Annotated in this window: 25 protein-coding genes and 1 pseudogene; 16 read left to right on the forward strand and 10 right to left on the reverse strand. The window is 60.1% G+C overall.

From position 1 onward, the window contains the following. Positions 1-192 precede the first annotated feature (192 nt). Both IVA82_RS34685 and IVA82_RS34690 read left to right on the forward strand, forming a co-directional pair. Positions 193-1584 carry a DUF6538 domain-containing protein gene (locus tag IVA82_RS34685; protein ID WP_247493737.1) on the forward strand — a complete coding sequence of 464 codons (1392 nt, stop codon included), beginning with the start codon at positions 193-195 and terminating at the stop codon, positions 1582-1584. 11 nt (positions 1585-1595) lie between these two features. Further along, the gene (locus tag IVA82_RS34690) at positions 1596-1781 is read left to right on the forward strand and encodes a hypothetical protein (RefSeq protein WP_247380287.1); all 186 of its coding nucleotides are present in this window, start codon (positions 1596-1598) and stop codon (positions 1779-1781) included. Between the two features lie 545 nt (positions 1782-2326). Here the strand turns inward: IVA82_RS34690 and IVA82_RS34695 are convergent. The 3 genes from IVA82_RS34695 to IVA82_RS34705 form a co-directional block, all read right to left on the reverse strand. Next, entirely contained in the window at positions 2327-4219 is a 1893-nt protein-coding gene (locus IVA82_RS34695) for a hypothetical protein (protein WP_247493738.1), read from the reverse strand. 22 nt (positions 4220-4241) lie between these two features. Continuing rightward, positions 4242-4538 (reverse strand): hypothetical protein, encoded by a 297-nt coding sequence (locus tag IVA82_RS34700; protein WP_247380292.1) that lies wholly within the window; start codon positions 4536-4538, stop codon positions 4242-4244. A gap of 1071 nt (positions 4539-5609) precedes the next feature. Then, positions 5610-6344: a hypothetical protein gene (locus IVA82_RS34705; RefSeq protein WP_247380295.1), complete on the reverse strand. Its 735-nt coding sequence runs from the start codon at positions 6342-6344 to the stop codon at positions 5610-5612. Positions 6345-6485: 141 nt separating this feature from the next. On the opposite strand from IVA82_RS34705, the gene IVA82_RS34710 reads away from it, so the two are divergent. Then, on the forward strand, positions 6486-7907 hold the full coding sequence (locus IVA82_RS34710) for a hypothetical protein (protein ID WP_247493739.1): 1422 nt from the start codon (positions 6486-6488) through the stop codon (positions 7905-7907). Between the two features lies 1 nt (position 7908). After that, positions 7909-8454 (forward strand): hypothetical protein, encoded by a 546-nt coding sequence (locus IVA82_RS34715; RefSeq protein WP_247380304.1) that lies wholly within the window; start codon positions 7909-7911, stop codon positions 8452-8454. A gap of 52 nt (positions 8455-8506) precedes the next feature. On the opposite strand, the gene IVA82_RS34720 is transcribed toward IVA82_RS34715, so the two are convergent. Beyond that, complete coding sequence (locus tag IVA82_RS34720; protein WP_247380307.1) at positions 8507-9499, reverse strand: toll/interleukin-1 receptor domain-containing protein; 993 nt, start codon at positions 9497-9499, stop codon at positions 8507-8509. Positions 9500-9707: 208 nt separating this feature from the next. Between IVA82_RS34720 and IVA82_RS34725 the strand changes: the two genes are divergently transcribed. From IVA82_RS34725 to IVA82_RS34735, 3 genes and pseudogenes are all read left to right on the forward strand, one after another. After that, on the forward strand, positions 9708-10079 hold the full coding sequence (locus IVA82_RS34725) for a TIR domain-containing protein (protein WP_247380312.1): 372 nt from the start codon (positions 9708-9710) through the stop codon (positions 10077-10079). A 7-nt stretch (positions 10080-10086) separates the two neighbouring features. After that, a pseudogene (locus IVA82_RS34730) lies at positions 10087-11076 on the forward strand (caspase family protein). 4 nt (positions 11077-11080) lie between these two features. Further along, a complete protein-coding gene (locus tag IVA82_RS34735; protein WP_247380326.1) occupies positions 11081-11386 on the forward strand; it encodes a hypothetical protein in 306 nt (101 codons plus the stop codon). Positions 11387-11407: 21 nt separating this feature from the next. Here the strand turns inward: IVA82_RS34735 and IVA82_RS34740 are convergent, their stop codons facing one another. Beyond that, a complete protein-coding gene (locus tag IVA82_RS34740) occupies positions 11408-12010 on the reverse strand; it encodes an ImmA/IrrE family metallo-endopeptidase (protein WP_247493742.1) in 603 nt (200 codons plus the stop codon). Here IVA82_RS34740 and IVA82_RS49170 point away from each other — a divergent pair. Next, positions 11951-12151, forward strand: coding sequence for a hypothetical protein (locus IVA82_RS49170; RefSeq protein ID WP_247493743.1), 201 nt, complete (start codon positions 11951-11953; stop codon positions 12149-12151). The two genes, IVA82_RS34740 and IVA82_RS49170, sit on opposite strands and share 60 nt — an antisense overlap. Before the next feature lie 25 nt (positions 12152-12176). Here IVA82_RS49170 and IVA82_RS34750 read toward each other — a convergent pair whose 3' ends face one another. Together IVA82_RS34750 and IVA82_RS34755 are read right to left on the reverse strand one after the other, a co-directional pair. Then, entirely contained in the window at positions 12177-12599 is a 423-nt protein-coding gene (locus tag IVA82_RS34750; protein WP_247380329.1) for a hypothetical protein, read from the reverse strand. After that, a complete protein-coding gene (locus IVA82_RS34755) occupies positions 12596-13138 on the reverse strand; it encodes a hypothetical protein (RefSeq protein WP_247380330.1) in 543 nt (180 codons plus the stop codon). Before IVA82_RS34755 ends, IVA82_RS34750 begins: the two co-directional genes overlap by 4 nt. A gap of 260 nt (positions 13139-13398) precedes the next feature. Here IVA82_RS34755 and IVA82_RS34760 point away from each other — a divergent pair, with 260 nt between their 5' ends. The 6 genes from IVA82_RS34760 (at position 13399) to IVA82_RS34785 (ending at position 19287) form a co-directional block, all read left to right on the forward strand. After that, complete coding sequence (locus tag IVA82_RS34760) at positions 13399-13788, forward strand: TIR domain-containing protein (RefSeq protein ID WP_247380332.1); 390 nt, start codon at positions 13399-13401, stop codon at positions 13786-13788. After that, positions 13785-14786 (forward strand): caspase family protein, encoded by a 1002-nt coding sequence (locus IVA82_RS34765; protein WP_247380334.1) that lies wholly within the window; start codon positions 13785-13787, stop codon positions 14784-14786. The genes IVA82_RS34760 and IVA82_RS34765 overlap by 4 nt, the downstream gene beginning before the upstream one ends. A 52-nt stretch (positions 14787-14838) precedes the next feature. Beyond that, positions 14839-15333 carry a toll/interleukin-1 receptor domain-containing protein gene (locus tag IVA82_RS34770; protein ID WP_247380337.1) on the forward strand — a complete coding sequence of 165 codons (495 nt, stop codon included), beginning with the start codon at positions 14839-14841 and terminating at the stop codon, positions 15331-15333. Between the two features lie 276 nt (positions 15334-15609). After that, positions 15610-17070 (forward strand): adenylate/guanylate cyclase domain-containing protein, encoded by a 1461-nt coding sequence (locus IVA82_RS34775; RefSeq protein WP_247380338.1) that lies wholly within the window; start codon positions 15610-15612, stop codon positions 17068-17070. Continuing rightward, positions 17067-18803: a ThiF family adenylyltransferase gene (locus tag IVA82_RS49175; protein WP_247380340.1), complete on the forward strand. Its 1737-nt coding sequence runs from the start codon at positions 17067-17069 to the stop codon at positions 18801-18803. Before IVA82_RS34775 ends, IVA82_RS49175 begins: the two co-directional genes overlap by 4 nt. After that, positions 18760-19287 (forward strand): Mov34/MPN/PAD-1 family protein, encoded by a 528-nt coding sequence (locus IVA82_RS34785; RefSeq protein ID WP_247380342.1) that lies wholly within the window; start codon positions 18760-18762, stop codon positions 19285-19287. The genes IVA82_RS49175 and IVA82_RS34785 overlap by 44 nt, the downstream gene beginning before the upstream one ends. Here IVA82_RS34785 and IVA82_RS34790 read toward each other — a convergent pair. Next, complete coding sequence (locus IVA82_RS34790) at positions 19274-20344, reverse strand: TIR domain-containing protein (RefSeq protein ID WP_247493740.1); 1071 nt, start codon at positions 20342-20344, stop codon at positions 19274-19276. The two genes, IVA82_RS34785 and IVA82_RS34790, sit on opposite strands and share 14 nt — an antisense overlap. 749 nt (positions 20345-21093) lie before the next feature. Further along, positions 21094-21678: a hypothetical protein gene (locus IVA82_RS34795; protein WP_247380346.1), complete on the reverse strand. Its 585-nt coding sequence runs from the start codon at positions 21676-21678 to the stop codon at positions 21094-21096. Positions 21679-21737: 59 nt separating this feature from the next. Here IVA82_RS34795 and IVA82_RS34800 point away from each other — a divergent pair, with 59 nt between their 5' ends. Continuing rightward, positions 21738-22046, forward strand: coding sequence for a helix-turn-helix transcriptional regulator (locus IVA82_RS34800; protein WP_256469761.1), 309 nt, complete (start codon positions 21738-21740; stop codon positions 22044-22046). A gap of 43 nt (positions 22047-22089) precedes the next feature. Here IVA82_RS34800 and IVA82_RS34805 read toward each other — a convergent pair whose 3' ends face one another. Further along, positions 22090-22338 carry a helix-turn-helix transcriptional regulator gene (locus tag IVA82_RS34805; protein ID WP_247380350.1) on the reverse strand — a complete coding sequence of 83 codons (249 nt, stop codon included), beginning with the start codon at positions 22336-22338 and terminating at the stop codon, positions 22090-22092. Positions 22339-22839: 501 nt separating this feature from the next. On the opposite strand from IVA82_RS34805, the gene IVA82_RS34810 reads away from it, so the two are divergent. Next, positions 22840-23655, forward strand: a complete 816-nt coding sequence (locus IVA82_RS34810) for an alpha/beta hydrolase (protein ID WP_247380352.1) — start codon at positions 22840-22842, stop codon at positions 23653-23655. Positions 23656-23667 lie beyond the last annotated feature (12 nt).

The raw sequence follows: 23667 nt of genomic DNA on the forward strand, positions 1-23667 counted from the left end.
AACTCGCTTTCCACGGCATCCACACCTCCCGCAGAACAAAAGCGGAAAGTGTAACCCATGTGCCCGGTACGTTTTGTCACCTATGTCTCGGGCCGCTCAGCGAAAGCCCATATGATTCAAGTTCTATCGATAGAATAAGGCTTTAGCAAAAACCCGGTGGTACACAAAAGTGGACTCCACATGGGTAAAAAAATGCTCGAACCTTGGAAGAACCCACGGAGCCGGAATTTCTGGTTTCGCCGGCGCATTCCGAAAAAATACCGTGCCTTCTTCGGTGACCGCGCCGAAATCAAGATCTCGCTCGGCACCACCGACTACGACGAGGCCTTCCTGCGCTGTCAGGAGGAGAACCTCCGGCTGGAGCGCGCCTGGCGTCGCAACATCGTCGGGCGGCCGCCGGACCAGCTGACCTACGAACAGATCTCGGCGCTGGCGAGCCTCGTGTTCGACGAGGCGGTGGCGGCGCAGCGCGCCAATCCCGGTCCTCCGCTGGAGCGCGCGAAATCGCTGCGACAGCTGCAGGCCCGGCAGCGCCGCGACTGGAATCTGATCCCGATCGGTCAGCACCTGCGGCTGAGGTTCGGGGCCGAGGTCGCGGCCTTCCTCGACAGGCACGCCCTGCATCTGGTCGACGACACCTACGAGACCTTCATCCGGGCATTCGTCAAGGCCAAGGAGGACGCGGAAACGGCGCTGCTTCGCAAGGCGAACGGCGTGTACGGGCCCGATCCGGAGCGGGAGAAGTTCGCGTCGGCCGAAGTCCTCAAGCCGAACGGCGGAAAGGTGCCGGCGCTGGCGACCTTCGACGCCTACGCGGAGGATGCGGGGCTCGCGCCCAAGATGAGATCGGCCTGGCGGTCGAAGATCCGCGACCTGATCGCCTTCGTCGGGCACGACGATCTGGCGCGACTGACGCGCAAGGAGGTGCTGGCCTGGAAGGAGAAGCTGCAGAGCGAGATCCTGCCCCGGCGCAAGTCGAAGCGTAAGAAGGGCGGGCCTGCCGTCGGCGCCGACGACACGCCGGCAGAGCCGAGGACGCGCGACCGCAAGACGATCCGCAACGTATATCTCGCCGCGCTCCGGGCGACGCTGAACTTCGCGGTGAACCGCGAGGATTTGACGACCAACGTCGCCAAGGGGATCGTCGTCAAGGTGAAGAAGAAAAAGAAGCAGCGCGAGAAGGGATTCACCGCCGACGAGGCGCGGCGGATCCTGACCGCGTCGCTCGAGCCGCAGCCGAAGGCGCTGTCGGCGGAGATGGCGGCCGCGAGGCGCTGGGTGCCGTGGATCTGCGCCTATACCGGCGCGCGGGTGAACGAGATCACCCAGCTCACGCCGCTCGATTTCGGAATCGAGGAGGGCTTCGACTACATCCGCCTCGACGCCTCCGCGACCAAGACGGGGGACTACAGGAAGGTCCGCTGCACGAGCACCTCCTCGACCAGGGACTGCTCGACTACGTCAAGAGCCGGAAGAACCGCCCGTTGTTCTACGAACCCAAGCGGTCGCGCGGCGGCGACGGGAAGCACTTCCGCAAGGTCGGCGAACGCCTGGCGGAGTGGGTACGCAACACGGTCGGGGTGACGGACACGGACGTGCAGCCGAATCACGGCTGGCGCCACCGCTTCTCGTCGCTGGCGCGCGCGGTCGACATGCACGTGGACGTCCAGAACATCGTCCAGGGCCACGTGGGGGAGCGGACCGCCTCCGACTACGGCGACGCCTGGATCTCCACCGCCCATCGGGAGATCTCGAAGCTGCCCCGCTATGTCGTGAAGTGAACGTCGGCGGACGCGTGGAGCGGGGCTTCACGTCCAATTTCACGCTTGCAGCCGCGCGATGTAGTTTCGCTCCCGGAAACAAGGATGCGCGATGAAGAATTCCTACCGAGGCATATGGTCCGAAGGCGAGTTCGATCGGCCATTCTTCGTGTCGGTCGTCCCTCCCTCGGGCAGACGGCTGTGGCCGGTCACGACCGAGGCAGAACGAAGCTACGCCGACGGCGAACCCGTCACGGTCGTTTCTACACCAAGACCAAGACGGTGACCTCGCGCTGGCCGTCCGGAATAAAAGGTGGGGCGCAGTTCGCTATGCCTACGACGTAGGAAGTAGGATTGTGCTTCCTGTCATCTGCATCGGAACCACCGACGGCCTGAATGCCGATCGATGCAGCCGATGAAGCGGAGGATGAGTTCTGCGCTTCGGTCGAATGCTTGGCTGAATATCCTGATCAGGCCGGGCGGCGCTTGGCCCGATTTCGCCGTGCCGTGACGCGTGGCGATGATCCACCTGGCGGGGCTATGTTCGAGGTGGTCGGTCATCCCGATCACCTCAATCGGGGTCTCCAATCGATTTCGACGTTGTTGCCGATCCGCTTCGCCACATATCCGACGAGTGCCACGAGCGCGCTAAAAATCGCCGTGAGAATGGCAGTGCGCTGTTCCCAGCCCAGTTTTTCCCACTTCGTCGGGTTTTCGCGACCACCATTCTTCCACAGCGCCTTCGCGATCCCCGAAAATCGGACCTTGGCGGTATCGTCGAAGCTTCCGACAAAGTCGCCCAACGCGTGATATTCGTCGAGGGGACGCGCCGTGGTGGATGTCTTATCGATGTCCAGGCTCGCGATGTTTCCTCCGAAGGCGACGAAGTCGGCGTTGCCCGAGGGATCGTCGCTCGATTTGCGCCCGGCTGGCCGCAGGAAGGACACCCAACCGTTTCCGCCCAGAATCTTGAGAGCGCTCTCCTCGACGCCGTAAACAGAAGCCGGCTCTTGTCGCTTGTTGAGCCGAACGACCAAGCCCAGGTAGGCGTCCGCCCCGCCGATAATGACGCGATCACGCTTCACGGCCCCCACGGCATCGACCGACCTGCATGCGAGTTGGCCAATCGTCTTCGAGGTGCCTCGAGGCTTGGCGGCTTGAATCGAATAGGTCTTGCTATCCGCCTTGATGGTTGCCGTGCGACCGGAAGCCGTAATGCCGGGGTTGGACGTGGAAGCCAGCACGGAATTCAGATAGAAACCGAGGCTGCGTCCCTCGCTTTTGACGGCTATCGAGGCGTCCTTGTCGACGAATTGCGTCGTCTTGCTTCTCTGCGAGCCGGAATCCAGATCAAGCGAATACATCGCGAACGAACCGAACTTCGTGGTCATCGTGCCGCTGGTCTTCGCCCGATCGAGGGTACCGAACTCGGCAGGACCAGCATCTAGCGAGACGGACAGTTCGGTCAGGTCTTCGATACCGATGCGATGACGCTCGACCGAGCTCGCAGTGTTCATCCCGTCGCCGAAGCAATCCGCGTAGAACTCGATCGTGGCATCGAACCTGCCCGATTTTGCAATTTTGCTCCATTGCACAGCGAATTTGTTGTCGTCCCCCGGGCTGTTCCAACGAAGCGAGCCGTTCTCGATCTGGGAGGGAAAGATCTGAAAAGGAGCACGGTCCTCGTCGTCCTGCGCGCGGCGTCGCTTCCTGTGTCCATCGGCGGCTACTCCCTTGGTTCCGATCACTCCGTTGACGGGAGCGTCGAGTATCGCATCCAACCGCACCGGAATGGGTCGATAAAGGAATTCGGCCATATGGAACACCGTCGAGCCAATGCTGATCCCGAGAACGAGAACGACGAACGCGGCGGCCACACCACGCGCGATCTTCGGTCCGCGCACATGAGTATAGCAGCCGCGCCCCGCCATCATGATGGCGACCAGAACGAACGCAACGACGATCGCTCCCGCCGCATCCGCAATCAGGTTCTCCAAAACATAAGGTGCCGAAATAACGCCTTCGAGCATTCCAATCGCCAGGTCGCAGGCCACCAGCGAGAAGTAGGAAGCAACGACTGCGGCCACGAAGACATTTCTCGCGCCGGTTCGACCGAAGGAAAGACCGACTATGACCGATGCCATCGCCAGAAACGGCCACTGAAAGGCCGACAACAGCCATTGTCGAAGGCTCGGAAACCTTGCCAGGGTGTCCTGATAGGCCGAGCCGTATATCGATGGCGAATCGCTGCGGATGAGAGCATAGATGTAGTTCTGGATGTCCGGTCCGGTGCTTAAAACGAACGACAAGCTCACCACAAGGCAAGCAGTCGACACGATCCAGCTTCCCAGTGCCAAAGGATGTTGGCGAGCGAATTGAATCGTCCTGCGAAGCTTCAGTTTCAGTACGAGCCAATAGCAGCGCAGTAAGGTCGATTGCAGCATCAGCATCGTCTTCAAACGCTATCCCCCGAACCAGGCGCTAACCAGCAGCAGCCGGCCGTGCCCGCAAGATCATCAAGGGCTCTTGCTGAAGGAGTTGCCAGACCTCCCATGCGAACGATGTGATCGCGATTCCGCCGAGAATTTGCGAGCCAACGTGAAACCATATGTACCTTTGATAGGATGAGCGTGCGGGAGTCCATCCAGTGCCCCGTTCTGCTTCGATCAGCGGACTGATCCGCACGGTCAGGATGATGCGCATTACCTGATAGACGAGAATGATGATCGCGGGTAGTGCCGAAGTCCATTCCGCCCCGAAGACAAAGTGGTATTTCAAAAGCTTGATCGCCCGTTTCCAATCTTAAGAATGTTTGAAAATATCAATGACTTGTATGGAGAGTGAGGAAAGCAGGCGGCCACCGTGTACATAAATTCGTACGAAAACGAGGTCGCGCCATATCAAATGAGGAGGTTTGGCTCGTCACGGCAGCCTGCGATTGCTGGATACGACGGCCCGGCAGACCCCTGTCAACCTGGTCGCCGCCATCAAGGTGCAAGGCGAGCCAATGCGGCGGAGTCCTTAGGATCGAGTGGGTCAACATATACATGACGGACCTCCACGCTCGGCAGCCTGGCACTCCGTCGGATCTTTCCGATCGATCGACAAAGCTGCTCGACGCGGTTCGCATAAATCGAGGCGTAAGCCTACTCCGGGACCGCAAGCATTACCCGATCGAACATCCAAGCGGTGCCAAAAGCCCGTAATACCCATTCGTCGCATCGGTCGCGATACATGGCGGAGTTCCTATAAGGACCCACCACAAGGACCGCCAATCTCTGGGGCGGATCGGCGGCGATCACCGACGCGGGGCGATCGGCGCTCGACCTGATGGAGAGCAAGCCTACTGACTCGGAAGTGCAGCAAGCGCAGAAAATGGCGTCCGAGCCGTCTCCGGCCATCGTGCTTTCCGAAACTTCGCTTGCTGCTCCAGCAAATAGTCGGCGTCTCCAGCGACCTCGGCGGGACGCAGGCCGACGATGGCGCACTGCGAACGCCTCTCGTTAAGCGAACGGTTGCGGTGATCACTTTTGCGAATGACCGCAAATGGTCTTAATCGCCCAATCTTCGGTACGAAGAGCCAGCTTAACTAAAACCATGGAAGGGCAAGTCCGGCAGTCCTGCTCAATGCACCGAACTGATACCGTCATCCATCCTCAAGAGAGTGTCGCCGTATAGCGCAATCTTGAGGGCCTTTTGGTCTAACGCGAAGACCATGGCTTCCTGAACGAGGCCGGCCTCCTTCATCTCCTTAAAGATATCCGAGTAGACGTCACTCTTGTTCCGAGCGCCTTCCAAAAAACGGTGAAGTAGAAGGCTCCAATCTAGGTCGCGGGCGGACCCGGTGGATCACTTCTTGCCGGCTAGTGCCCGCGACCATTTCGTGTCGGGATAGGGCGGGAGAAGCAGAGGCTCGCAGCAGAGACTCTCGAAACGTACCCCTGCGCTTCCGCGCGCGGCCTCAGTATCGATCACCAGCCGATGCGTAGCTTGTGCGAATACCTCGCCGACGAGGGCCGGGCTCGCCCACGGTCGTTCGTTCTTTCCTTTCAGGAACATGAACACGACATACCCTGATTTTTCGAGGGCGTCCTTCGCCTTGGCGGCCGCGTCGAAATCCTCTTTGGTGAAGGCGATGAAAACGCGATCGTCCGGCGCGGCGTTCAACCAATCTCTCACGAACCGGCATGCCTCCTCATCTCCCGGAGGCTTCGTGCGATCGCAATCCGACTTCTTCTTGGCCAGCCGCTTGGGCACCCCCTTAGGACGATAAGCGAAGAGCACTCCTGCGCGTCCGTCCGCAAAGGCCAACGCCCAGCCTTCCTTCGTGAAACTGTTCCAGTTCTCCCTTCTCGGAGCATAACCCGCGAGCGAAGCGAGCCTCGGTTTGTCCGGTGGCTTTAAGGCGGAGGCGTCCCCCAACACGACATCTAATCCGGCCAGGTCGAGAACCCGCTCGACTGCGCTCAGGAATTTGTTGTCGGGACCGTCTCCCTGGTCGAAGACGGCACCCCACGCCATGCAGGCCATCAGCGACAGCAACGCCGCGGCTAACAAGCTCGGAATGGATTTCCCGCACGCCATAACCGGTCGCGCTCCCGAAAACATCCACCTTAATGCTCGCAAGCGGTCTGGGAAGCTAGGGGATTCCCTTGCACGCCAAGCTTGTCCGGTCCCATCCTTCAAGGCCACACTGCGAGTGCCACCCTGGACGTGTGAGCTGCGATGAACGCCTTCGACGCATTCGTATGCTACCGACGATCCGACGGCGCACTCGCCGCGCGACGGATCAGGCGCCTCTTGCAGGACTATCGTCCACCCCGCGAGGTGGAGAGTCCCGTGGGCAAACTGCGGGTTTATCTGGACACGATCTACGAACGGGCCACCAACGACTTCTTCGAGCGCGTCACGCTGCCCGTGCTGATGTCTTCTCGCTATCTGATCGTCGTGGCAACGCCGGATGCCGCCCCCAGGGAGCAGGCGACCAACGATTGGATGCGTCGGGAAATAGAAGCATTCGAGGCGGGCCCGAATCGGGGCAACATCATTCTCGTGCGGGCGGCCGGCGCGTTCGCCGGACCTCTGCCGGGCGATCTCGCCGTTCGCTATCCCAACATCGAAATCATAGACATGAGGGGATACGGTCCCTTCGCCTTTCTCAATCCGGCGAAGGCATCAAGGCTGGCCGACGAGACCGTCAAGATCGTTGCGCCGCTTCTCGGGCTGACGTCCGAGGACATGCCTGCCATCAGGCGGGAGGAGGAGCGAAGGCAGCAGTTCCGGCTCGGGTTGGCCGCCGGTTCGGCGATCGCGGTGATCGGCGCCGTGACCGCCGTGTTCGCATTCTTGAGCCGCAACAACGCGCTCGATGCGCTTTCGCGCAGCGTGTTCGCGACAGAAAGGACGATCCAAACCATCCGGTCGCTACAGCCCGGCGAGGCGCGAAACAATCTCTTGGCCAGCAGTTGCGATCTGCTCGATTCACTCGCCGACCGAGCTCCTTCTCCGCCGCAGGCGCTGGCGCTGGTCGCGTGCCGCGCGGAACGGGCGGACGCGCATGATCGGCTGAAGGAGCCGGATCGAGCCGCCGAAATGCTGGCGGCGGCGACGAAGATTGCAGAGGAGGGGTTCGCGCGAACGGGAGCGGCCGACGACGCGCTTGCGGTCGTGGAGGCCCGGCGCGCAACGCTGGAACGCGCGATTCGGACCGATATACAAAACGCAGGCCGCGTGGCGTCGGATTTCGCGACGCGCGCCCTCGAATTTGCGAAGAAGATGAAAGAGGAGCACGAAATTCCGGAAACGGCGGCCAGGGCATTGCAGAAATCGGCAGTCGAGTTTCTTCAGGCGAAGCAAGATGATGCTGCACTGGATACGGTCAATGCGTCCATAGAGGCGGGGAGTATTGCGCTTAGTCGGCAAGAGCGTCTCTCGATGCAGCTGGAACACGTCGTCACTGTCGCACTTAAATCGCAAGTGTTGTTCGAAAGGGAAGAGAAAGGCGCGGCGGACGAAGTCAGAGCCAAAGCGAAGGCCATGCTCGACCAGATCGATGGGAAGAAGGCGGACGCGGAGGGGCTGGCGCGGCGCTATTCGGAAGCTGCTGACCTCGTCGCGAAGACCGGCAAGGGTTACCTGGACCGATAAGATGAGCAGAAGCTTTGTGACCGCCTTTGCCCTTTCCCTCGTCTCAGTCGGACTATTGCTGTGCGGTGCCGGCGCAGGCCTGGCGTATCTTTTGGTCCCCGAGGCTCCACGAAGGTACGCAACGGCGATCTTCTCATTTGCCGTGCCACCAGGCTGGACGTGCCGGCGGGAGCAACTGGACTATATCTGCGACAGTGGGCATCCACCGTTCGCTTCCATCGTCATCTTTACGATGAAGCATCGGGGTACTCATGACACCCTCGATGCTTATGAGGACCATCTTCGTGGCCCTATTCCAGCGGTTGGCAACAAAAGCGGCGAAGCCGAACTCGTATCCCTCAAACGCGTACGCATCGCAGGTACGGATTGGGTAGAGGGAATACGCAAGAACTCGGAGGTTCCGAACTACGAGACGACGTATCTGGCGGGAATCACCGCCGAGGCGGCCGTTCTATTCACCTTCAGCATCCACGAACCGGCCGATCCGAAACGCAGACGCCAGCTCCGTTCGATGGCCGATAGCTTGGTAATCTATCAGCGCCGGTAGCGTCATATTCGCTCGACCAAAGTCTCGATGATCCGAAACCAAATATGCGACTTTATCGACGAGATATTCGTTCCAGCGGTTCGACAAATCGACGCCAGAGGTAGTCAGCCGCAGCTTCCGGCGACAAGTGCTTCAGATCGACGTCGTCATAGTGGCCGAACGCCGAGCCCATCGTGGCGCAGAGGAATAAGGCATCATCGGTCACCGAGAGCATTTCGTTGACCGCGTTTCCGGAAAACGAACGTCCCTCGTAATACGAAATAGCGTCGCGCGAAAACGCTCCGCCCAACCAAATGTGACACGCGCATTCGCTGTTGCCGTGCATAAACACCTCGGCGACGAAGTCCATTTCGCCGCGGAATTCGATGTCGGTCTCGACGAAATCATAGCGAGCCTTCAGAGCCTCCAAGCCGTTCCGGAACTTGTCGGTGATCGCGGCATACGAGTTTCTGATGAATCGGCGACGCTCTGCGTCTGAAGGCCTGCGTCCGATGTGCGGCAGGTAGGGATTGTCACGCCGATTCGCCGTTGCGGAGCGCGGCCCGGGGAAAGCGGTCGCCACCTTTCCGTCGGGCTGTGCTGGAAACGGCGGCTGAGCTTCGGGCTTGGCGCGTCGCTGCTCGATGCCTTTCAGCAGCCACCGGCGGGCCTCATCTTCCTCGAGGCCGACCAACTCGATGCGAACGATCTGCCGAAGCAGCCCCTTGGGCTCGCAAGGTCTAACCATCACCGGCACGACCTTGCCCTCGACGCCACGTGGATCCCGAGCAAAAGCGGCGGCCCATTCCGAGGCCGCGAACTGGGATGTCAGGTAGTCCGGCGAAAGCACCAATAGGGTCCGGACCGCTTCCGCGGCCGCTTCCTGCATTTCCAGCACAAAGTTGGTTCCCGGACGGAAATCCCACGCCTGGATCGACGTGCTGAACCCCGCGTCCTCGAGAACGTATGCTATCCACTCGGCCCACGTCCGGTCGGCCTTGTTGTAGCTAATGAAGAAATCCGTCATGTCGGGAGGATTCGCCTCGTTGAGGTTTTCGATGATCATATGGTCGATCCATGGATTCGCAATCGGCCCGCGGCTGCGGCGGGTTTCGCGCGCGGCCGCTTAGTCCGTTTGGGGCGGCATTCCGTTCCGAACGCGCGGTTCTCGGGAACACCCCGGGGTGTCCACTAGGTTATCTCGGTCGCGTCAGCGGCTAAACGGAGCCAGGGCCGTGCCGGGTGGTTCGTCGGCCCCAGTGTTGGAGACCCCAATGGCGGACAAGAAAGTGGTATTCGTTGCCTTCGCGATCGAAGACGAGCGGCAGCGCGATTTTATGAAAGGCCAATCGCTGCACACGAGATCGCCTTTCGAGTACATCGACATGTCGGTGAAGGAAGCGTACGACACCGCCTGGAAAGAACGCGTGCGCACGCGGATCCGGCGATCCGATGGTGTGATAGCGCTGGTCAGCAAGAACTCCCTATCTTCCAGCGGACAGAAGTGGGAGATTCAGTGCGCCAAAGAAGAAAAAGAGCCGCTGCGCGGCATTTGGGCTTACGGCGACGACCGCACCAATCTTGAAGGCGTGAATACCACGGTCTGGACATGGGACAACATAAAAGACTTCATCAATACGCTGTGAGATCCGCATGACCAGAAAGGCGCTCATCGTCGGCATCGACCACTACGACTACATCACACCGCTCACGGGTGCGGTCAACGATGCACATTCCGTCAAGGCGATGCTCGAGCGGAACGCGGACGGGTCCCTCAATTTTGAAGTGAGGCTGATCACCGGTACGGGGCCTGCCGACATCGTCGACCGTCAGGAATTCCGGGACGCGATCGAACAGCTGTTCGCCGCAGACAGCGGCATCGAAGTTGCGCTGTTATACTTCGCTGGCCACGGCCATCTGGAAGCGACGGGCGGCTATCTATGCGCCGGAGACTGCAAGACGGGGCATGACGGGGTGCCGCTCGGCGAAATCATGACCATGGCTCATCTGTCCAAAGCGCAGAATAAGATCATCATGCTCGACAGTTGCCATGGTGGCATCGCCGGCTCGCATCCGACGCACACAAGCACTGCGGAGATCAGCGACGGAGTTACCATCCTCACGGCATCGACCGCCGAACAATACGCCAGCGAAAGCAATGGAGGTGGCTTGTTCACCAGCCTGCTGGTCGACTCCCTGGGAGGGGAAGCGGCGAATCTGATGGGTGAGATAACTCCCGGCGCCGTCTATGCCCACGTCGACCAATCGCTGGGTAACTGGTCGACGCAGCGGCCTGTCTTCAAGACGAACGTCAAGCGTTTCGTTTCTCTCCGGCGCGTACAGCCGTCGCTCGAATTGTCGGAACTACGGCGCATCTTCGATTTCTTTCCGGCGGCTGGGCACCATTACCAGCTCGATCCGACCTTCGAGCCGGAACGCCCCACGCCCCCGCCCGGCTACGTGCCGCCGCCCGACCCAAAATAAACCGAGATCTTCGCCATTTTGCAGAAATACAACAGAGTTGGCCTGCTCGTTCCGGAAGGTGCCCCCCACATGTGGCATGCGGCCATGGAGGGCAAGACCGTTCGTCTTACCGCGCTGGGCGAACATTACCGGAGACTGGTCGCAAACAATCGGATCTGACCCAATGAGCACGCCCATCTCACAGAAGGCGATCGACGAACTGATCGAAACCCTCGCCGGCATCGAGCATGAGCGTTGGTCACACTGGCAGCGCTATATGCACGAGCAGTGCGAACGCCGGCCGGACGGCTCGCTCACTATCCCGCCGATGCTGGTGTCGCAATGGGAGCGGCAGTCAGCCACCGCATATCCCGATCTCAACGAGAAGGAGAAGAAAAGCGACCGCGATCAAGTCATGCGCTATTTGCCGGTCGTCCTGAATGCCTTGGATGTCGTGCCGGAAACGAAGCTCGGTGGCGAAAGCCAATAACCCCTGAAAGCGCCGACTTTCTCAACCATATATTTCTATCATCCTTTCATCGAGGATTCTCAGAAGCGGCAGAGCCTCGCCCTCGGACGTCCGAACGCTTTGCACCCGCACGTCGAACTGTTCGATGTGCCGGCGATCGAACCAATAGTGCGCCGGCTCCTTCCTAGCCGGGCCGATCTTGTTGGTTCCCGCAAGCGACGTTGCAGCGCTAGAGCGCAGGTCGATATCGTCGCGAACCTTTAAAGTGCCGCAAACGATGCTCGGCCACTGCCAGCGCCTTCCTCCGAGATCCTGCGCGACCAGGACGCAGGGCTGTCTTGTCATGCGTATGACACGGATGGCAGTGGCGGTAAGACTTGTCGAAAAATCGTGGGAGAGAGCTGCGATCCCCTCCAACGTAATGTCGCCCAGCGTTGCGAGTCTCGGCGTGATCATGAACGGCGGGAGGATGAGATCGCCGGCATAGGCGTCCGCCACACGTTCGGCGTTCTTAGAGCGCTCATCGATCGGTTTGCCGATGTCGTCGGACCTGCAGACAAACGAGGAGCCGCGATCATGATACCAATGGCCCAGCTCGTGGCCGGTGCTGAATCTTCGCCTCGGCTTCGTTACGCGATCGTCCACGTAGATTACCGCACGTTCGCGAAAGCCGATGATCTGGGCCTCGCAATCGACAAGGCGTCGATAATGGACCTCGGCACCGACACAGAACGCAATCGCGGGAAGGTCGATGTCTTGCGGGTCGGCGATTCCCAAATCGACTAGAAGCTTCTCTGCGGGCTTCAAGCACTCAGTCCTTCAAGTTTCCGTTCTCGTCTATGACACCAAGCATCAGACAAGCCTCCAGGAAGCTGTCCAAATCCTCCGGCGACTCGATTTTCCTGTTGCGTGCGGCGACCATCATCGCGCCGGTGACCGCCACGTGTTCCTTGACCGCGGCGTACACGCTGCGCTTCCTGGATGCTTCGATGTTCAACGAGCGCCTATTCGTTGCATCTCGAGAAAGCCTCCTCCTGGCCGCTTCGAATTGCCTGCGGCCGGCAGCGGCCTCGAAGGACCGATACGACCGGTCGTAACTCGCAAGCAATTCATCGCGATCGAAGCCAGTCTCGGCAAGAAACTCCTCCAGCGCCTTGCCTTCCAAGGCGTGCATTTCCTCGAGAACTTCGTCCAGGAGTCTGGTCCGGAGGGGAGGGCGGCCGGCGCGGGTCATATCTTTCCCTCATTTATCAGGCGGGCCACCATCTTTCTTTTCCTTTTTTGGACCGTCTCGTACTTGGTTACGTCCCAACCGAGCTCTTGGAGCACTTCGGCGCGTTCGGCGCCTTCATCCAGAAGCATCAACAACGTCTGGATTTCCGGATCGTTCGCGCAAAGGTCGTAGAACTGATTCAAAACAAGTGAATTCTCCTGCGAGGCCGTCGGGTCGGCCACGTTTTCGGCCGGATCCGGATCTCCTTCGGCGGCCGTGAAGCGCTCGCCATGCACACGACATATCGTCGCGGCGTGCCGGCGCTCGTTGGAGGCGATGCTCCTGATGGCGCCGCGAAGAAAGCCGTAGGTTTCCGCTGTGCCGGTCACGGGCTTGTCCGAAGTCATCCATCGTTCATACGCCCCTTGAAGCAGGTCCTCGAAATCGAACGACGTACCGCGGGCCCGAAGCCGAGCGTCGACTTCCAGTTTGATCCGCTGCTCGTCGGTCAGGGCCCGCAGCGCATCCGCCCTGGCCGGCTGTGCTGCCGTCCTCTCCACCAAAAATCTCCATCCACCTAAGTTAGCTCACGACCCGGCCCAAGTCGGAAAAAAATTGCTTAGGCCGGTCCGACACTGTGCGGGTCGCGAGCTTACTATCCCGAGGCCACCAGTTCGCAGCAGCCGCTGCGGCCGAGCCCGTTCCCAACGACGGCAGATGAACGCCGGCGAACGGATCGTGATACTCGGGGTAACCCTAGGTACAGCCTACAAAAACGGAACGTCGGGGCCGCACTCCCGCGCTCACTCGGGAGTTAAAGATGGCAAAAACCAAGGTTTTCATCAGTTTCGACTACGATCACGACGAGACCCTCAAGGAGTTTCTGGTCGGTCAATCCAAGCTCGAAGACAGCCCCTTCGAGCTGGCCGACTGGTCCATCAAGGAGGCGATCAGCGAGGATTGGAAAAAGAAGGCGCGCACTCGAATCAAGGGTGTCGACACCGTCGCCGTCATCTGCGGCAAGACCACCGACACCGCAGCGGGCGTGTCGGCCGAGGTCAAGATTGCGCAAGAGGAGAAGGTCCCGTATTTCCTGCTCCAGGGCTACAAGGACGGCGGATGCAAGAAGCCGAAGTCGGCGAAGACCGACGACAAGATGTACGAGTGGACCTGGAAGAACCTGAAGGCGCTGATCGGGGGCGGTCGATGAAAACGGCCGGCCGGGCTCTGGTCATCGGCATAGACCATTATCAGGATTCGCCATTGTCCGGGTGCGTCAACGACGCCTTGGCGGTCAAACGGTTGCTGGAGACGCATGCCAACGGGGACCCCAACTTCTCGGTAATGGCGCTGACAAGCGACAGCCAGGTCGTCACAACCGCCCTGATGTTCGACGCCGTTACCCAGCTCTTCAAGGGCGATGCCGATACGGTGGTCCTGTATTTCGCTGGTCACGGTCTCATCAACGAGGAAACAAACGCCGGCTTCCTGCTCAGTCAGAACCACGCGAAAGGCGCATGGGGAGTGGCACTGGGTGACGTTCTGGAACTGGCCAACAAGGCCTATCCTCATGTGAAATCAACCGTCATCATCCTCGACAGCTGTCATTCCGGCTTTGCCGGCGAGGTGCCCCAATTGGGCTCGCGGGGGCAGGTTTCCGTCATCGGCACGGGTGTCACTATCCTGACGGCATGTCACCGGGATGGGCTCGCCGACGAGGACGGGCAACACGGGCTTTTCACCGGTCTTTTGCTGGAAGGATTGACCGGCAGCGCCTCCGACGTCCGCGGCTACGTGACGCCTGCTGCGCTGTACTCGCTGATCGACCAGACGCTGGGCGAATGGGAGCAGCGACCGATCTACAAGGCGAACGTGCAGACGTTCGTAACGCTGCGCCAGGTGCCCGCGAAGATTCCGTCCGAAGTGCTGCGGCGGTTGCCCGAATACTTTCCGACCGCAAACTACATCTACCCGCTCGACCCATCCTACGAGCCGGACCGGGAGAATATTCCGGAGCACCTCCGTAACCTACCGGTGGACCCAGAACACGTAGCGATCTTCAAGGAACTTCAGATGTGCAACAGGCAAGGGCTCATAGCTCCAGTCGAGGCGGAGCACATGTACTACGCCGCCATCGACTCGAAGGGCTGCAAGCTAACGGCGCTAGGCGCGCACTATCGCAAGCTCGCAAATCTGAAGCGCATCTGAGAAATCCTGCCTCGCAGAACCGTCTAAAACGACCCGAAAGGCCAAAATCGCCATGTCCGGAATCAAGGTATTCCTGTCACACAAGAACGAAGACTCGGAAGTCGCGGGCGCCATCGCCTACAGGCTGAAGATCCATCATCAGATAGACGTGTACCTCGACGTCATCGACCGAAACATGGAAAAGAATGGGCCGGATCTAGCGGACTATATTCGCGCCGAGATGGAGAAATGCACGCAGCTGCTTGCGGTTATCTCGGCCAAGACGCGCGAATCCCAATGGGTACCGTGGGAGATCGGGGTTGCGACGGAAAAGGAACGACCGCTGGCGTCCTTCATCAATCCGCCGGCCACGATACCGGAATTCCTGCGGAAGTGGCCGTACCTGCAGTCGCAGGAGGACGTGGACCGGTATGCGTCGGTTTCGAAGAGCACGCGCCTGGTACAGGAAGAATCAGTACGCAGGGCCACGGCTTCCGCTTCCTCAGCCCGGAGAACGGCTTTCCGCGAATTCCATCGATCACTGAAGGCACAACTCGGTCAGCGATAACTAGGATAGCGACCGAGGACGCATCGCTCGTGCGCCCTTGGTTCGGCCGAGATGCGAAATCTGAGGATAACAGCTTGCAATTAACCTTGCTCAGAACCACTTCGGTTAACCAGACCTAATCGGATTCCGTCAACACATGATGATCGCACCCGCGCGATCGAGCATGGCATCGAGGTATAAATGGGTACGCGGACATGGAATAGGGATCGAGCGACCAAGCGCCTTGATGCCAAGATCGATGGGCTTCCGCTGAAAGACATCGAAATCAAGGAATACGTGCGGGACACCGATCTCGGTAACTTGCCTCGGCATGTGGCGTACCGGGTCAACGGCGTGCATCTCTACGCCGATATCCTGAATCTCAATGACATGCTGCACGTGACCGATGTAGAAGGTGAGACTTGCCATCGTCGAACGTTGCGCTTCTTGAATCTGCATTACCGGGCTGTGCATCGCGTGCTGCAGAGAGTGGATGCCCTTTTCGTCGATTTCCACAACCAGCGTCTGCATTCGGTCGTAACCAAGCCGTATGATTCCGAGGCGAAGCGGGTCCATAAGGCTGTTGCCGTTGGGCAACTTGTCATCGACGTGCTGGCTCAAACCGGCGAAGATGCCGATCATCCCGCCGCCGACATGCGCGTGGGAATCGACACCGGCCTGGCGCTTGCCGTAAACAACGGACGTCGGGGGCATCGGGAGCCGCTATTCCTGGGCGAGCCGGCAAACTATGCGGCGAAGCGTTCCGGAGGCGGCAAGTCGACCGGAATTTACCTCACCAACAAGGCCCGCAAGGCAATCGGCCTGGCCGACGTCAAGAACGAGGATACCACTCCGCTTACACCGACCGAGATCAAGGCATCGCAAGACGAGGCAAAACTGGGCGTGAACGCGGATGAGATCGTGAAGGAATGGAAAGACGATCTCGACAAGAATCCGATCGGGAGTTTCGAGTTTTCCGGTCACACGCCGCCCTTCCGGACGCTCGATATCGAAGAACTATCGGTGAAGAATTCCCGCCGGCAAGATGCCGCAACCATCTATGCCGACATCGACGGATTCACGGCATATGTAGGCAAGAACATCACGACCGACGCGGACGCCAAACACGTCGTGCGGGCGCTCGACATCTTGCGCACCGAGCTCGATGCCGTGCTGCATGAGGATTTCGCGGGCCGCAAAATTCGCTATATCGGCGACTGCGTGCATGGCCTTCTGGTCGAGGGGACGGCGCAAACGACGGAAGCCGAGGAGACGATCAGCAACGCGACGCTGTGCGCCTCCGCTATGCGCAGCAGCTTTGATCTGGCGCTGAAGAGGCTCAAGGACAAAGGGACCGATGCTACGACCCTTGGCCTCGCCATCGGCTTCGAGTATGGACCGATGACCGTGACCCGCCTGGGCATGAAAGGTGATCTGGTGCGCTGCTCGGTGAGCCGTGGAGTCGTGACCGCCGCGAACGAGCAGAAGCGTTCCGCCGGAACCGAAACCGCGATTGGCCAGAAAGCCTATGATGCAGCGACGGAGGCCGTGAGGAACATCTTCGGCTCTAGCCGCAAACGATCCAACCTGTACTATGAAGCTGCGGTCGAAGAGCTTTCGGCCAAGGATGACAAGGCAGCAAAAGCATCCAAGGCGATGGATTCGGCGGGACTGCTCAAGCCTGCCGCAGCGGTGGCGCCCCCACTCAGTTTTCCGAATCGCCGTACCGGTCCTTCGACCCCCGACGGTTTTGCGTGATCTGGTCGGTCGAGCACCCCGAGCGTGCCCAACGCGAAAGGGCCGAACTTGAGGCGCTGGTTTCGCGCGCGGATTGGCTCGTTCCCGGCGAATGGCGAATGGACACGTCGCTACGTCAGATTTGGGACGCGGACATAAGGATCGGCGACCGAACCTACGTGATCTCGCTGCGCTATCCGAACCATTTCCCGCATTCGCCGCCGTTGGTCCTCCCGCGCGACGAGACCGCCAGGTGGTCGAGTCATCAATGGGGAGCGGGCGGCGAACTGTGCTTGGAATTCGGCGCCGACAATTGGCATCCGGATATCACGGGCGCTGCCATGATCGAGAGCGCCCATCGTCTGCTCTTGGTCGAAAATCCGCCGTCAGGCGAGAACGGCATGGTCGCCTCGCGCCACGCCACCACCCTCGGACAGGACCTCCGAAGCGAGCGCATGCGATTTGTGCTCACGCGCTCCGCGGCCTCGTTCATGAAGACCTTGGCGGCCGGAAAAATGTGCGAAGCTTCCGTCGTGGGGACCTATCGAGAGCGGTCCGCGGTCTATGTGCTCGATTGGGCAATGGACCTAGCCGGCGAGAAATGGACCGACGCCTCGGTGCCGCGGACTGTCGTCGACGAAGGATATGCCCTCCAGGCAATGATCCTGTGCTGGCCTGGCGATCAGCCGCTGCCGCGCGTAACCACGCGGGCCGACCTGTACGACGCGGCGCTTGCGATCGGGTTTAGCGTACCGGACGTTCGGTACGTGCTCATCGTTAAAGGCGAGGTCTTTCGTGGCTACGCGGTCTGGGACGACAACACGGCCCAGCGATTGAGCATGGTCTTGCCGCAGCGCGAAGTGGGGCGCCTCGATCCGGAACACGCCGCTCTCGCGGCACGCAGCGTCGCGATCGTCGGCTGCGGTTCGCTCGGGAGCAAAGTCGCGGCAATGCTCGCGCGCGCTGGCGTCTGCAAATTCCTGCTCGTCGATGACGACGTCATGCTACCGGATAACGTCGTCCGCAACGATCTCGATTGGCGCGAAGTCGGCTATCATAAAGTCGATGCGGTCGCGCGTCGTATCGAACTCGTCAATCCCGATGCCGCGCGCGACGTCCGGAAATACCGGTTGGGCGGACAACATTCGAGCGACAGCGTCGAAACCCTGATTGAAGCCCTGGGCACGTTCGACCTCATCGTCGATGTCTCCGCGGATGCTCGCGTCTTCAACTATCTTTGCGCTGCCGTGAGCGTTGGCAGGAAGGCAATGGTGTGGGCGCGAGTGTTCGGAGGAGGATTCGGCGGCCTGATCGCTCGCCATCGGCACGGCATCGAACCGGATCCCGCGACGATGCGAGCCCAGATCGAACAGTGGTCCGTCGATCAAGGATTGCCGCCCGAACGCGCAGGCCAGGACTACGAGACGCGCGGCGACGACGGCCCCATGATCGCCGACGACGCGGATGTGACCGCGATCGCGGCGCATGCCGCACGATTGGCCATCGACACGCTGATACCTCGGGCCCCCTCTATGTTCCCGACTTCTGTCTACATGATAGGTTTGTCGCAGCGTTGGGTCTTTCAGCAGCCATTCGATACAAGGCCGATCGATGTCGGCGTTGCCGCTGCGACTTTTCCGTCCACCCCGGACCTGGAACTTGCCAGACTAGAGACAGAACGCATCCAGGCTCTTCTCAAGAAGCTGATAAATGAAACTGCTGCTGCCACGTCGGGTCCTGAAACAACTCCATAGCGAAATGCGCCGAGCAAGGCGGCGGGAAATCGGCGGTCTGCTGCTCGGTGAGCATGTCGGCGAGGAAACGTTTCGCGTGGTCGACGTCACCGTACAGCGCACGGGCGGTTCGAGCGCTCATTTCGTACGCGATCCGACGCAGCATCAAGCCCAGCTCGATTCCTTCTTCGCCAGGACGGGCGCCGACTTCACTCGCTACAACTACCTGGGCGAATGGCACTCGCATCCGAGCTTCGAACCCCTCCCAAGCCCTAAGGATATCGCGACCATGCAGGCTCTCGTCGAAAGGGCAGACGTCGGCGTAAATTTTGCAGTCCTCGTCATCGCCCGCGTCGGCTTCATCGGCAACGTCCAACTCTCTGCGTCCGTGTTCCGGCCAACCTGGAGGCCCGAGGAGGTGCAGGTAGTTCTGGAAAACGGCGGCCACGCGGAGAGCAGGCTTCGCGAAATCGGCCGCTGGCTTAAGGGATTTATGCCGGGTTGAATATGCGGACGCCCCGCACCTGGACCAGTTTGCGGACGGCTTCGCATACCGATTTCAAGCGCAGATTTACCGTGCTCTCGTCACCCGGTTCGTAGGGGATCACGGTCAACCCCTGCAAATCGGTAGGAATCCAGAGATCCTTGACGCGCGGATGCACCGCGATGGCACGGTGACGGCCTAGTTTGCCCATGAACAGTCCGAGCTCGAACAGGACGTTGTCGCGCAAGGTGGGCGACTGGTGGCCGCGTGATCGGACAATGTCGTCGGGCTCGGCAATCGCGATAGCAAAATCCGATTGGGCGACTTGTTTTTCGAGATGTTCGAGCGGATAGCCGCCGGCAAAGAACACACCGTCATCCCACACGGTGCTGAAAACGTCCGGATTCAGACCGTCGCGCAGCGCGTGCGCGACATGCTTTGCCTCGGTGGACGAGATGACGAACAGTTTGGGCGCTGCATTCGGCACGGGTATCGTCGAATTGCGCTGAAAAAGGCGTCGAGACACCTCCTGTGCGATCGGCAACCAGATCTGCGGATAACTTATGCCAAGCGCCATGAAATCGGCGCTGGTCAGTTTCAGCGCGACCACGGTCTCGGCGGCGGCGACCGTTGCGGACCGCTTGAGCGACGGCTCGATGGCCGCCATTTCGCCGATATGCTGCCCCGGTTTTCGCCGTTCATATTCGTAGCCATTGATCAGAATCAAGACCGTGCCCGCGAGCAAAAGGAATATCTCGTTGTCCTCCGCCCCTTGCGTGATCAGCTTTTCGCCGTCCTGATATTCGACGATCTCGCCAATGTCGGCCGCGGCCTCTGCGATCTCTTGATTCCCGCCGACGAATTCTTGGCGCCTAAGCGCAGCAAGCAGATTTGCGCGGTTGGCAGCGCCCTGAAATCTCTCCTTCATGCATCGTGCTTCCTGAACATTGACCATTCCGACGGCCAACATCCGTAGCGGAGGGCTGTCCTTGATGCCGCTCGCTTGGCTTGCATCGCAGCAAATCACGAAATCCCGGCAATTGAAGCTTCTATATATTTCCTCCGCGCTCGTCTGCAACCTTCCGCGATGAAGACCCCAAGAATTCCTTCCTCTAGCGCTTTGACGCCGTCCGCCAACCTTGGTGGATGGTCAGTTTCGCGCCAAATCATGGCCGGCTGGCAGGGGGCGGCGCTATGCGTGCTTGATATCGACCGGTAGAAACAAGGCGTCGCCAGCCTCGGCGTGCGAAACAGAACCGCTGCGTCGTCTCTGGGCCAACTCGGGCAATCCCTGGGTGCTGCCGCCGCCCTTCGCGGTTGATCGATCCTACCGGTGACAAGTAACGCCTCGAGAAACCGCCACCTCGGCCACCCACCGAGCGCGCTCGTTGGCACCGGGAAGATCGGCTCTCACTTGTCCTCGCTCGCACGAACGATGGCCTTCAATAATGAAAATTCTCAGCGCTTGAACCGTTTCGTCGTTTTCTCCAACTTCCCACGTTCTTAAGATCGCTGCTTTCGCATCACCCAAAGGGTTGAGCAACCATTGCACCCGATCGCCGAAGGACCGTCCAGCTCCGCGCCAAGTGCTTGCGGGCACGGCGCCTGGTATACCGAAGGAGATGCCGACAACGTTTCCCCCATCGAAGAAGGTCGCCTGAAGGCCGTGAGGTCCCGGGCAGACCCACCTACTGAGATGCTCCTTCGACAGGTCGCGGCATTGCTTTCCCGAAGTGCTGGAGAAGAACTCGCGAAGGGCTGCGGCCCCGCATGACGGCGCGAACGCAATCGACGCGCCGAGAAGGAAGGCCGATATCCAGGACCGCATCACCTTCCGCCGCTTTCACGCGCCCTCGCTTTCGCCAATATTTCCATGGCGCCGCGAATTGCAGGTCCCAGGTCCTCCGAGAGCGGCAGTGGAGGCGGCATGGCGCGAGGAGAGGCGATGTGTCCTCCAGCGAAGAACGCCCTGCGGTTGCCGGATCCCGTAAGAAGTGTCCACGCTTGACCGATCCCCGCCAGGAGATTCGGCAAGCCGTAACCCATGAACGGCGTCAGAAGAATTCCCCTGACAAGATTTGCCGAAGCGAGGATCTTACGAAGGTCCACGCTGTCGACTACGCTCCGATCCGCGGTTCTCAGTCCCCAAAATTGGTTCAAGAACCGCCGACCATAGACGAACACGTCGTCGAAGAAGGACTCTCCTGCGGTGCCGACGCCCATCGACGCTTCGATGTCAGCAGCGACGGCGACCTTCTTCAATAATCTTCTGTTTTCGTCATGCGTCGTGATCTCCACGTATGCATAAAAGATCGTTGTCGAATTCGCACTGACCCAATCGAGAAATCGTGCCCTGCAAAGAATAAAGACCCATTCGTGCCTCCCGAGAAAGGAAGCATCCTGGATGATCAATCGCAAATATGTGATAAATTACATGGTCTTATTTTTGCGGAATCCGGACGTTCGCCTCCATGGCTCGATCGGGATTCGGCAAACGGTTTCCACAAAGAGAGGCGAGGGCGGCTAAGCTGCTCGCGGCTAACGTGAGACGCTTGCGCCGGGCGCGGAATTTGACCCAGGACGATTTGGCGGCGGCCCTCGGTATCGAGCAGGGGGCCGTTTCATTGATCGAAAACGCCCGCTCCAACCCGACCATACTGATGTTGGATGCGATCGCCGCGGCACTCGAGGTGCACATGGCCGATTTGTTCGACGAAAAGGCACGGTCCCATCGCACCGAGGAAAGCGTACGAAGATCTACCCGCCGCACGACATCCTGAACCGCGGCGCCGATGCCAGCGGTGTGGACGGGTCAGGCGAACCTTACTTCCGAGAAATGCCGAAGAGATCGGCTATGCCGACGCCAAGCGCGGCGGCGATGCGGGTGATCGAATCCAATGTCGGATTGGCGGTCTCCACCTCGACGGCGCTGACAAGCGCCTGCCTTGTCGCAGCCTTAGCGGCGAGCTCCTCTTGCGTCATCCCGCTTTCGAGCCGCAATCGGCGGACGTTGCGCGCCAGTGTGCCTCTGGGCGAGGTACCGGAGTCCTTTCGCATCAGCAATGAAAGCATCACCGTCTCCTGCCTACCATGCGATATGTCGCATAAACGCTTTAACGTGTAGCGGCGCGCTGCCCATCGCTTGCTAAGACGTGGGAATTGGCCAGCGGATGATCCTAAGTCAACGGGGCATTCTCGACGCTGGCGTGCCAATCGTAGCCGCCGGGCGGGCGAGGGAAGCTCGGTGAGGTCCACGGGCGGCCAATCCGTCCTTGACGATACAGCCGCCTCTTCCTCTTCGGTCGCCCCATCGGGGCAGGAACGCGCCTTCGCAGGTCGAACAGCTTCGGGATACCAACAAAAGTACGAGCTTTCCCGGCCTTCCAAGGACCGGGAGTTCAACGCCGGATATTTACACGCTTTGACGTGTAGACCGTCTCGATTACAATGTGCATCAATCACGGGAATTACAAAACAGATAATGCCGAGAGTTGTAGCCGTCGACGCGTGAATTCTCACGCTCCGGCGTAATGGTTTTCGAGGCGCGCCCGTTTGCGGGCTCGGAAAAGAATTATGCGGTCGCTTGTTCGAGTCATCAAGAGCTTGAGGTTGAGCTATTGCGAGCACAAGAGCAGCCGCGGTACCGCCGTTTTGCTGATTCACGGGAATTCCTCGAGCAAAGACGTCTTTGCGAAGCAAGTTCCTCCGCTTTGCGCAGGCGGCTACAGCTTCGTGATCCCGGATCTTCCGGGGCACGGATCGTCCGCCCGCTCTGAAACGCCCCGGTCCACGTACAGCTTTCCCGGCTACGCGGCGGTACTTCATGCATTGATGGGAGAATTGGGTCACAGGAGCTACCACGTGGTCGGATGGTCGCTCGGTGGTCATATCGGCATCGAGATGATGGCGCGGTACGGTGCCGTGAAATCGCTCTTGGTCTCTGGCACTCCTCCCGTGAGCCTCGACCCCGACGGCATAGCCGCCGGCTTCAACTGGACGCCGTCAACCGCTCTCGCGGGCAAGCGCGTCTTTTCGCGCGAGGATGCGATCCGCTACGTGCGGGCGATGATGGGCGCGCGCCTGGCGCCCGCTCAGCAGATCGAAACGGCGCTTCGGACCGACGGCGATGCTCGCCACTGGATGGTGCGCAACGGCATGCGCGGCGTAGGAGCGGATGAGGTCCGCACGATCACCGAGGATGATCGTCCGTTCGCAGTCGTTCAGGGAGCTTCGGACCCGTTTGTCCGGACTGATTATCTTGCGAGACTTCCCTACAAGAACGTCTGGACCGGAGCGCCCGTGTTTGTCGAGGCAGGCCACGCCGCCCACTGGCAGGCGCCAGGGGTCTTCAACGGCAACATGATGGAGTTTCTTAGAGCCGCCAATTGAGGGTAACTGACT

This window comes from Bradyrhizobium sp. 142, assembly GCF_023074015.1.
Lineage (GTDB): Bacteria > Pseudomonadota > Alphaproteobacteria > Rhizobiales > Xanthobacteraceae > Bradyrhizobium.